Annotated in this window: 8 protein-coding genes; 7 read left to right on the top strand and 1 reads right to left on the bottom strand. The window is 65.8% G+C overall.

All coding sequences use genetic code 11. The annotated features are described in order from the left end of the window. Positions 1 to 92 precede the first annotated feature (92 nt). Entirely contained in the window at positions 93 to 974 is an 882-nt protein-coding gene (locus tag SZ55_RS16940; protein ID WP_044408673.1) for a LysR family transcriptional regulator, read from the bottom strand. A 205-nt stretch (positions 975 to 1,179) separates the two neighbouring features. On the opposite strand from SZ55_RS16940, the gene leuC reads away from it, so the two are divergent. The 7 genes from leuC (at position 1,180) to SZ55_RS16905 (ending at position 10,433) form a co-directional block, all read left to right on the top strand. After that, complete coding sequence (gene leuC / locus SZ55_RS16935) at positions 1,180 to 2,607, top strand: 3-isopropylmalate dehydratase large subunit (protein ID WP_044408670.1); 1,428 nt, start codon at positions 1,180 to 1,182, stop codon at positions 2,605 to 2,607. 11 nt (positions 2,608 to 2,618) lie between these two features. Beyond that, positions 2,619 to 3,260 (top strand): 3-isopropylmalate dehydratase small subunit, encoded by a 642-nt coding sequence (gene leuD, locus SZ55_RS16930; RefSeq protein WP_044408667.1) that lies wholly within the window; start codon positions 2,619 to 2,621, stop codon positions 3,258 to 3,260. 20 nt (positions 3,261 to 3,280) lie between these two features. Beyond that, positions 3,281 to 4,045, top strand: a complete 765-nt coding sequence (locus tag SZ55_RS16925; protein WP_044408663.1) for a class I SAM-dependent methyltransferase — start codon at positions 3,281 to 3,283, stop codon at positions 4,043 to 4,045. Between the two features lie 51 nt (positions 4,046 to 4,096). Then, a complete protein-coding gene (leuB, locus tag SZ55_RS16920) occupies positions 4,097 to 5,179 on the top strand; it encodes a 3-isopropylmalate dehydrogenase (protein ID WP_044408913.1) in 1,083 nt (360 codons plus the stop codon). A 57-nt stretch (positions 5,180 to 5,236) separates the two neighbouring features. Next, positions 5,237 to 6,349, top strand: coding sequence for an aspartate-semialdehyde dehydrogenase (gene asd / locus SZ55_RS16915; protein WP_044408660.1), 1,113 nt, complete (start codon positions 5,237 to 5,239; stop codon positions 6,347 to 6,349). A gap of 104 nt (positions 6,350 to 6,453) precedes the next feature. Further along, a complete protein-coding gene (locus tag SZ55_RS16910) occupies positions 6,454 to 7,458 on the top strand; it encodes an aspartate-semialdehyde dehydrogenase (protein WP_044408911.1) in 1,005 nt (334 codons plus the stop codon). A 152-nt stretch (positions 7,459 to 7,610) separates the two neighbouring features. Beyond that, entirely contained in the window at positions 7,611 to 10,433 is a 2,823-nt protein-coding gene (locus SZ55_RS16905; protein ID WP_044408657.1) for a FimV/HubP family polar landmark protein, read from the top strand. Positions 10,434 to 10,436 lie beyond the last annotated feature (3 nt).

Here is a 10,436-nt window from a genome sequence, read left to right as displayed (position 1 = left end):
CGAATTGGCGCGGTTGAGGCCTGGAACCGAGGCAGGCATGGGAAGGCCTTTTCTTATCGTTATGGCGTTCACGTTAGCCCCAGCCCCCCGGATCAGGCAAGCGGGTCGCGCTGCCCATCCAGCAGGACCATGAAGGCCCGGGCGGCGTTGGAGAGGGTGCGGTCGGTATGGAAGATGTAGCCGAGCTGGCGGCTCAACTGGATGTCCTGCAGCGGCAGGCGCACCACCTGCTCGTCGAGCATGGTGCGTGGCAGCACGCTCCAGGCCAGGCCGATGGACACCATCATCTTGATGGTCTCCAGGTAGTTGGTGCTCATGGCGATGTTCGGCGTCAGGCCTTCCGCCTCGAACAGGCGGCGGACGATGTGGTGGGTGAAGGTGTTGCCGCCGGGGAACACCGCCGGGTGCTTGGCGACGTCGGCGAGGAAGATGGTCTTGTCGCGGGCCAGCGGGTGTTCGGGCGCGGCGACGAAGTCGAGGGCGTCGTCCCACACCGGCACGGCCTGGACCGGGTCGGCGGTCTCCGGAGCCAGGGTGATGACCGCCAGCTCGGCGCGGCCGTGGAGGATCTCCTCGTAGGCCACCTCGGAGTCGAGGAACTGGATGTCCAGCGCCACCTGCGGGTAGGCGCGGGTGAAGGCGCGCAGCAGCGGCGGCAGCCGATGCAGGCCGATGTGGTGACTGGTGGCCAGGGTGAGCCGACCGCTGATGTCGCCGGACAGGTTGCTCAGCGCGCGGCGGGTGTCGTCCAGCACGTTGAGGATCTGGTAGGCGCGGGGGAGGAGGGCGCGCCCGGCTTCCGTCAGCCCCACCTCGCGGCCCAGGCGGTCGAACAGGCGGACGTTCAGCTGCTGCTCCAGCGAGGCGATGCGCTTGCTCACCGCCGGCTGGGTGAGGTGCAGGCGTTCGCCGGCTTCGGAGAAGCTGCCGGTCTCGGCGATGGCGATAAAGGCGTTGAGGCTGGCGAGGTCCATCGGTATCGGCTCCTGGCGGCGATGGCGGATGCATCGCGGGCGTGTTCCGGTGCCTGTCGGCTACCGGGTCATGGATTCCTGTGAGGAATCATTCGGATAAAAAATATGAATTTGAGTTATTCAATGCAAGCCCCTAGCATCCCCACACGAGCCAAGGGGCCTTTGCAGAGCCCCCGCATAGAAACACGCCGATGAGGAAAGTCCGATGGCTGGCAAGACGCTCTACGACAAGCTCTGGGAAATGCATGAGGTGAAGCGCCGCGACGATGGTTCGTCGCTCATCTACATCGACCGTCACATCCTCCACGAGGTGACCTCGCCCCAGGCCTTCGAAGGCCTGCGCCTGGCCGGTCGCAAGCCGTGGCGCATCGATGCCAACATCGCCACCCCGGACCACAACGTCCCCACCACCACCGCCGAGCGCAAGGGTGGCCTCGAGGCCATCGCCGACGAGGTGTCGCGCATCCAGGTCAAGACCCTGGACGAGAACTGCGATGACTTCGGCATCCTCGAATTCAAGATGAACGACGTTCGCCAGGGCATCGTCCACGTGGTCGGGCCGGAGCAGGGCGCCACCCTGCCGGGCATGACCGTGGTCTGCGGCGACTCCCACACCTCCACCCACGGTGCGTTCGGTGCCCTGGCCCACGGCATCGGCACCTCCGAGGTGGAGCATGTGCTCGCCACCCAGTGCCTGGTGGCCAAGAAGATGAAGAACATGCAGGTCCGCGTGGAGGGCCAGCTGCCCTTCGGCGTGACGGCCAAGGACATCGTCCTCGCCGTGATCGGCAAGATCGGCACCGCCGGTGGCAACGGCCATGCGCTGGAGTTCGCCGGCAGCGCGATCCGCGACCTGTCCATGGAAGGCCGCATGACCCTCTGCAACATGGCCATCGAAGCCGGTGCCCGCGTCGGCATGGTGGCGGTGGACGAGAAGACCGTTGCCTACGTCGAAGGTCGCCCCTTTGCGCCGAAGGGTGCTGACTGGGACAAGGCCGTGGCTGCCTGGAAGGACCTGGTGTCCGATGCCGACGCCCACTTCGACACCGTGGTCGAGCTGCGTGCCGAGGACATCAAGCCCCAGGTCAGCTGGGGCACCTCGCCGGAAATGGTCCTGGCCGTCGACCAGAACGTGCCGGACCCGGCCGTCGAAGTCGATCCGGTCAAGCGCGATTCCATCGTCCGCGCGCTCAAGTACATGGGCCTGAACGCCAACCAGGCGATCACCGATATCCGCCTGGATCGCGTGTTCATCGGTTCCTGCACCAATTCGCGGATCGAAGACCTGCGTGCCGCCGCCGCCGTCGCCAAGGGCCGCAAGGTCGCCGCCACCGTCAAGCAGGCGCTGGTGGTGCCGGGCTCCGGTCTGGTCAAGGCCCAGGCCGAGCAGGAAGGGCTGGACAAGATCTTCATCGAGGCTGGCTTCGAATGGCGTGAGCCGGGCTGCTCCATGTGCCTGGCGATGAACCCGGACCGGCTGGAAAGTGGCGAGCATTGCGCCTCCACCTCCAACCGCAACTTCGAAGGGCGCCAGGGAGCGGGCGGCCGTACCCACCTGGTGAGCCCGGCCATGGCCGCCGCCGCGGCGGTGACCGGCCATTTCATCGACGTTCGTGAATTGATGCAGGCCTGAGGAGCAGAGTCATGAAAGCCTTTACCCAACACACCGGCTTGGTCTGCCCGCTCGATCGCGCCAACGTCGACACCGACCAGATCATCCCCAAGCAATTCCTCAAGTCGATCAAGCGCACCGGCTTCGGCCCCAACCTGTTCGACGAGTGGCGCTACCTGGACGTGGGCCAGCCCAACCAGGACAACTCCAAGCGCCCGGTGAACAAGGACTTCGTGCTCAACTTCCCGCGCTACCAGGGCGCCAGCGTGTTGCTGGCCCGCGAGAACTTCGGCTGCGGCTCCTCCCGCGAGCACGCCCCCTGGGCGCTGGATGAGTACGGCTTCCGCGCGGTCATCGCGCCGAGCTTCGCCGACATCTTCTTCAACAACAGCTTCAAGAACGGCCTGCTGCCGATCGTGCTGAAGGATGAAGAGATGGATGAGCTGTTCGAGCAGTGCGAGGCCACCGAGGGCTACCAACTGACCGTCGACCTGGCGGCCCAGACCGTGACCCGTCCGGATGGCAAGTCCTATGCCTTCGAGGTGGACGCCTTCCGCAAGCATTGCCTGCTGAACGGCCTCGACGACATCGGCCTGACCCTGCAGGACGCCGATGCCATTCGCACCTTCGAAGCCGGCTATCGCCAGCGCCAGCCCTGGTTGTTCCAGGGCTGATCAGCCAGAGGAGGCTCACCATGACCGCCAGCCAGCACGAGGATGTGGTCCAGCGCCAGTTCGGCAGCCAGGCCACCGCCTATCTGAACAGTGCCGTTCACGCCCAGGGCGAGGAGTTCGTCCTGCTGCGGGAGACGGTGGCGGCTGACGCTGGGGCCCGGGTACTCGACCTGGGCTGCGGTGCCGGTCATGTGAGCTTCCAGGTCGCCGAGTTCTGCGACGAGGTGGTGGCCTACGACCTGTCCACCCAGATGCTGGACGTGGTCGCCCGCACGGCCGCCGAGCGCGGGCTGGACAACATCCGCACCCAGCAGGGCGCTGCCGAGCGCCTGCCGTTCGATGACCAGGTCTTCGACTATGTCTTCAGCCGCTATTCCGCCCACCACTGGCGGGACGTCGGTCAGGCCCTGCGCGAGGTGCGTCGGGTCCTGCGTCCGGGCGGCGCGGTGTGCTTCATCGATGTGGTCGCGCCCGGCCTGCCGTTGCTGGATACCCACCTGCAGACGGTGGAAGTGCTGCGCGACACCAGCCATGTGCGCGATTATTCGCCCTCCGAATGGGCACGGCTGGTCGGCGAGGCCGGGCTGGTACTGACCGCTTCCAAGCGGCAGCGCCTGCGCCTGGAGTTCGCCACCTGGATCGAGCGCATGCGCACGCCGGACGTATTCCGCGAGGCCATCCTGGCGTTGCAGCGCTCGGTGGGCGACGAGGTGCGCGAGTATTTCGAGATTGCAGCGGACGGCTCTTTCAGCACCGACGTGCTGGTGCTCTGGGCCGAGCGCTGAACACTGAACACCCCGGCGCCAAGGCGCTGACAGATGAATGATGAGGAAAGCATGAGCAAGCAGATTCTGGTTCTCCCCGGTGACGGCATCGGTCCGGAGATCATGGCCGAGGCGGTCAAGGTGCTTGAGGTGGCCAACGACAAGTACCAACTGGGCTTTGAGCTGGTGCACGACGTGATCGGTGGCGCCGCCATCGACAAGCACGGTGTGCCCCTGGCCGACGAGACCCTGGAGCGCGCCCGCAAGGCCGATGCCGTGCTGCTGGGCGCCGTGGGCGGCCCGAAATGGGACAAGATCGAGCGTGACATCCGCCCGGAACGCGGCCTGCTGAAGATCCGCTCGCAACTGGGTCTGTTCGCCAACCTGCGCCCGGCCATCCTTTATCCGCAACTGGCCGAGGCATCCAGCCTCAAGCCGGAAGTGGTCGCCGGGCTGGACATCCTCATCGTCCGCGAGCTGACCGGCGGCATCTATTTCGGCCAGCCCCGCGAGCAGCGCGTGCTGGGGAATGGCGAGCGCCAGGCCTACGACACCCTGCCGTACAGCGAGAGCGAGATCCGCCGCATCGCCCGCGTCGGCTTCGACATGGCCCGCGTGCGCGGCAAGAAGCTGTGCTCGGTGGACAAGGCCAACGTCCTCGCCTCCAGCCAGCTGTGGCGCGAGGTGGTGGAGGAGGTGGCCAAGGACTATCCGGACGTCGAACTCAGCCACATGTACGTCGACAACGCCGCCATGCAACTGGTGCGTGCGCCGAAGCAGTTCGACGTGATGGTCACCGACAACATGTTCGGCGACATCCTTTCCGATGAGGCCTCCATGCTCACTGGCTCCATCGGCATGCTGCCGTCCGCATCCCTGGACGCCAACAACAAGGGCATGTACGAGCCCTGTCACGGCTCCGCACCGGACATCGCCGGCCAGGGCATCGCCAACCCGCTGGCGACCATCCTCTCGGTGTCGATGATGCTGCGCTACAGCTTCAACCAGGGCGCCGCTGCCGATGCCATCGAACAGGCCGTGAGCCGCGTGCTGGACCAGGGCCTGCGCACCGGTGACATCTATTCCCCGGGCACGACCAAGGTCGGTACCCAGGCCATGGGCGATGCAGTGGTCGAGGCCCTGCGTAATCTGTAATCTGTCGGGCCCGCTGCGCGGCAGCGGCCCACTTTTTTCCTGAAAGGTGCAGTTGTCATGAAGCGTGTAGGTCTGATCGGTTGGCGCGGCATGGTGGGTTCGGTGCTCATGCAGCGGATGCTTGAGGAGCGGGACTTCGACCTGATCGAGCCGGTGTTCTTCACCACTTCCAACGTCGGTGGGCAGGGCCCGGCGGTCGGCAAGGACATTGCCCCGCTGAAGGATGCCTACAGCATCGAAGAGCTGAAGACCCTCGACGTGATCCTGACCTGCCAGGGTGGCGACTACACCAACGAGGTCTTCCCCAAGCTGCGCGAAGCGGGTTGGAACGGCTACTGGATCGACGCCGCCTCCAGCCTGCGCATGCAGGATGACGCGGTCATCGTCCTCGATCCGGTCAACCGCAAGGTCATCGATCATTCCCTGGATGCCGGCACCAAGAACTACATTGGCGGCAACTGCACCGTCAGCCTGATGCTGATGGCCCTGGGCGGCTTGTTCGAAGCCGGCCTGGTGGAGTGGATGAGCGCCATGACCTACCAGGCGGCCTCGGGCGCCGGCGCGCAGAACATGCGTGAGCTGATCAAGCAGATGGGCGCCACCCACGCGGCCGTCGCCGATGACCTGGCCAACCCCGCAAGCGCCATCCTCGACATCGACCGCAAGGTCGCCGAGACCATGCGCGGCGAAGCCTTCCCCACCGAGAACTTCGGCGTACCGCTGGCCGGCAGCCTGATCCCCTGGATCGACAAGGAACTGCCCAACGGCCAGAGCCGCGAGGAATGGAAAGGCCAGGCCGAGACCAACAAGATCCTCGGCCGCTTCAAGAGCCCCATCCCGGTAGACGGCATCTGCGTGCGCATCGGCTCCATGCGCTGCCACAGCCAGGCGCTGACCATCAAGCTGAACAAGGACGTGCCGATCGCCGATATCGAAGGGCTGATCAGCCAGCACAACCCCTGGGTCAAGCTGGTGCCGAACCATCGTGAGATCAGCATGCGTGAGCTGACCCCGACTGCCGTGACCGGCACCCTGTCGGTTCCGGTCGGCCGCCTGCGCAAGCTGAACATGGGTTCGCAGTACCTGGGCGCCTTCACCGTGGGTGACCAACTGCTCTGGGGCGCCGCCGAGCCGCTGCGCCGGATGCTGCGCATCCTGTTGGAGCGTTGATCGAGCCTGGCGCGGGCGGGGCTCGCCCGCGCCAATCGGTCCGATTGCCTGCATACGGGGTGACGGTTAAAGTGCCGCTCCCCGTTTCGCCATAGGCAATGACCATGAGCCCGTCCCTTGAAATCGCCGTGATCGGCGCCACCGGCACCGTCGGCGAAACCCTCGTCCAGCTCCTTGAGGAGCGCGAGTTCCCCGTATCCACCTTGCATCTCTTGGCCAGCATCGAGTCTGCCGGCGCCTCCGTGCCGTTTCGCGGCAAGAACCTGCGCGTGCGGGATGTCGCCGAATTCGATTTCGCCCGTGTCCGCCTGGCCTTCTTCGCCGCCGGCGAGGCGGTGACCCGCAGCTTTGCCTCCCGTGCGCTGCAGGCCGGTTGCTCGGTGATCGACCTGTCCGGGGCGCTGGAGCAGGGCGTGGCGCTGGTTGCAGGGGCCAACGACTCGGCCCTGGCACAGCTCCAGGCCCCGTTCGCACTGATCAGCCCCAGCCCCTCCGCCGTCGCGCTTGCCAGTGTGCTCGCGCCGTTGCGGGAAGTCCTGACGCCTGAGCGCATCTGCGTGACGGCCTGTCTTTCGGTATCCAGCCGGGGGCGTGAGGGTGTGAATGAACTGGCCCGCCAGACGGCCGAATTGCTCAATGCGCGCCCGCTGGAGCCGCGCTTCTTCGACCGGCAGGTGGCCTTCAACATCCTCGCGCAACCCGACGCGGTGGACGAGGAAGGCCATGCTCAGCTTGAACGGCGCCTGGCACGGGAATTGAAGGAGGTATTGGCTTCGCCGGGGCTGGACGTCGCGGCGACCTGCGTCCTGGCGCCGGTGTTCTTCGGCGACAGCCTGAGTGTCTGCATCCAGTCCGCCAAGGACGTGGATCTCGGTGCAGTCAACGCTGCACTGGAAGAGGCCGATGCACTGGAGTGCGTCGAGCTGGGGGACTATCCCACGGCAGTAGGTGACGCTGTTGGGCAGGATGTGATCTACGTCGGCCGCGTGAGAAAGGGCCTCGAAGATCCACGTCAACTCAATTTGTGGATTGCGTCAGATAATGTGCGAAAAGGCGCTGCGCTCAATGCCATACAGTCTGGCGAGTTGTTGATAAAACACTATCTGTAAAAGATACTTACCTGAAAATTTGAAGTACTTTTCTAGCTTGACAATACTGATCTGGTTGATCGCTGGCGGGGAAGCGCAAAGCGCGCGTTGTGGCGGCGATCAATTACCCTCTCGTTCGAGCGAGAAGAAAAGATAAAACAAGGGATTACGCTATGGTTCGGGTTCGCAAACTGGTACTGGCAATTGCGGCAGCTTCGGCTCTGTCTTCCGGCATGGCACATGCCCTTGGGCTTGGTGAAGTCACTCTCAAGTCTGCATTGAACCAGCCGCTGGATGCTGAGATCGAGTTGCTCGACGTCCGCGATCTGTCGTCCAGTGAAGTCGTTCCCAGCCTCGCTTCCGCCGAAGAGTTCGGCAAGGCGGGCGTTGATCGCCAGTATTTCCTCACGGATCTCAAGTTCACCCCCGTGCTCAAGCCCAACGGCAAGAGCGTGGTGCGCGTGACCTCCAGCAAGCCGGTGCGCGAGCCCTACCTCAACTTCCTGGTTGAGGTGCTGTGGCCCAACGGCCGACTGCTGCGCGAGTACACCCTGCTGCTCGATCCGCCGGCCTATTCGCCTGAAACCGCTGCTGTCGCTCCTGCTCTGGCTGCCACCGCGCCGGCCCAGCAGGCTCGCCCGGCCGCACCGCGCGCTGCTGCACCGGTCGCTTCGGCTCCGTCCGCCTCCCCGGCTGCCAGTGCCAGCAAGGTTGCAGGTGGCGGCGATTACCGCACCACCGGCAAGGACACCCTGTGGGACATCGCTCAGCGCAACCGCGCCAGCGGCAGCGTTCACCAGGCCATGCTGGCCATTCAGGACCTGAACCCCGATGCCTTCGTGGGCGGCAACATCAACCGTCTGAAGAGCGGCCAGGTCCTGCGCATGCCGACCGAGCAGCAGATCGCCAGCCGCTCCCAGTCCGAGGCCATTGCCCAGGTCGCCGCCCAGAATGCTGCCTGGCGCAGCGGCGGTGCCGTGGCCGATACCGCTGGTCAGCGCCAGCTGGATGCCACCAAGCGCTCCACCGCAGGTGCCGCCCCGGCCAAGGCCGAGAGCAAGGACAGCCTGCGTCTGGTTTCCGCCGAGAGTGGCAAGGCAACCGCCGGCAGCGAGAAGGGTGCCGCCAACGGTAACGCCAAGGCCCTGGCCGAGAAGCTGGCGGTCACCCAGGAAAGCCTGGACACCACCCGCCGCGAGAACGCAGAACTGAAGAGCCGGATGACGGATCTGCAGAGCCAGCTCGACAAGCTGCAGCGCCTGATCCAGCTCAAGGACGATCAACTCGCCAAGATGCAGGGCGATCTGTCCAAGAAGCCCGAGGCCGCCGCTCCGGCAGCACCGGCTTCCGCCACACCGCCGGCACCTGCCGTCGAGCAGCCCGCACCTGCACCGCAGACCCAGGCGCCCGCCGAGGCGGGCGCCCCGGCGACTCCGCCGGCCGGCGCCGCGCCGGACTACAACTACAACCAGGAGCCGGCCGCACCCGATGCGGCCAGCCAGACCCAGAACCAGCAGCCGGCCACAGAGCCGGCTGAAGCCGTTGAGAAGCCCGCTGCCCAGCCGACCCCGGCCCCGGCTCCCGCGCCGGTTCCCCCGGTCGAGGCCGAGCAGCCGAGCTTCATCGACGAGCTGATGGGCAACACCCTGTTGCTGGGCATCATTGGCGGCAGCGCGCTGCTGGTGCTGCTGGTGGTACTGATGATCCTTTCCCGTCGTAACGCCATGAAGGAAGCCGAGCTGCAGAACAGCCTGGCCCACCAGGATGGCGATGCGAATGCGGACAGCGATCTCGACCTGCAGGACAACGCCTTCTCCGGTTTCGACGTCGAGCCGGCTGCCGCCCCAGCGGCCGCAGCCCAGGGCGCGTCCGAGGAGCGTGTCACCGCCCAGACTGGCGACGCCCTCAGCGAAGCCGACATCTATATTGCCTACGGCCGTTTCAACCAGGCTGCTGAGCTGCTGCAGAACGCCATCAACGACGAGCCGCATCGCGCGGACCTGCGCCTGAAGCTGATGGAGGTCTACGCCGAACTCGGTGATCGCGACGGTTTCGCCCGTCAGGAAGGCGAGCTGCGTGAAATCGGTGGTGCCCAGGCTGACGTGGACCTGCTCAAGTCCCGCTACCCGGCCATGGCCGCCGTGGCGGCCGCGGGTGCCGGCTTTGCCGCTGCCTCGGTTGCAGACGACCTGGACAGCTTCAGCCTCGACGACCTGACCCTGGACGAGCCGGCTGCTCCGGCCCAGAAGCCGCAGGATCTGGACGATGCCTTCGACCTCAGCCTCGACGACGAACTGGATGCCACGCCGGCCGCCCGTGCCCCGGTCGAAGAGCCCCTGCCCAGCCTCGACGACCTGGATCTGGATGCCGATCTGAACCTCGACCTGCCGGCTTCCAGCCCCGCCGCCGCTGACGACGACCTCGGTTTCGACCTGGATCTCGACAGCAAGCCCCTTGCCGAGGACAACCTTTCTCTGGGTGACGACCTGGCCGATTTCAGCCTGGACCTGGACGAAGGCGCCAAGCCCTCGGCTGCTGCGGAAGACGACTTCCTGCTGAGCCTGGACGACGACCTGCCGGCCGCCGAGCCCGCCAAGCTCGAAACCAGTGACTTCGACCTGCCTTCCGACTTCGACCTGTCCATGCCCGAAGAGCCGGCGCACGTCGAGCCGCAGGCAGACAGCTTCGCCGCCAAGCTGGACGAAGTCACCGCCGAACTGGACCAGCTCGCCGAGAGCCTCGACCAGCCGGCCGAAGAGGCGCCCATCCCGGCTCCGGCTCCTGAAGTCGCGGCACCTGCTGCGGACCTGGAAGGGGACGACGACTTCGATTTCCTCTCGGGCACCGACGAAACCTCCACCAAGCTCGACCTGGCACGTGCCTACATCGACATGGGCGACACCGAAGGTGCTCGCGACATCCTCGACGAGGTGCTGACCGAAGGCAGCGAAACCCAGCAACAGGAAGCGCGCGACCTGATCGCCCGTATCAGCTGATCC

The organism is Pseudomonas sp. FeS53a, assembly GCF_000931385.1.
In the GTDB taxonomy this organism is placed as follows: domain Bacteria; phylum Pseudomonadota; class Gammaproteobacteria; order Pseudomonadales; family Pseudomonadaceae; genus Metapseudomonas; species Metapseudomonas otitidis.
The sequence above is the reverse complement of the archived record's forward strand: the minus strand, read 5'-3'. Positions and strand labels throughout refer to the sequence as shown.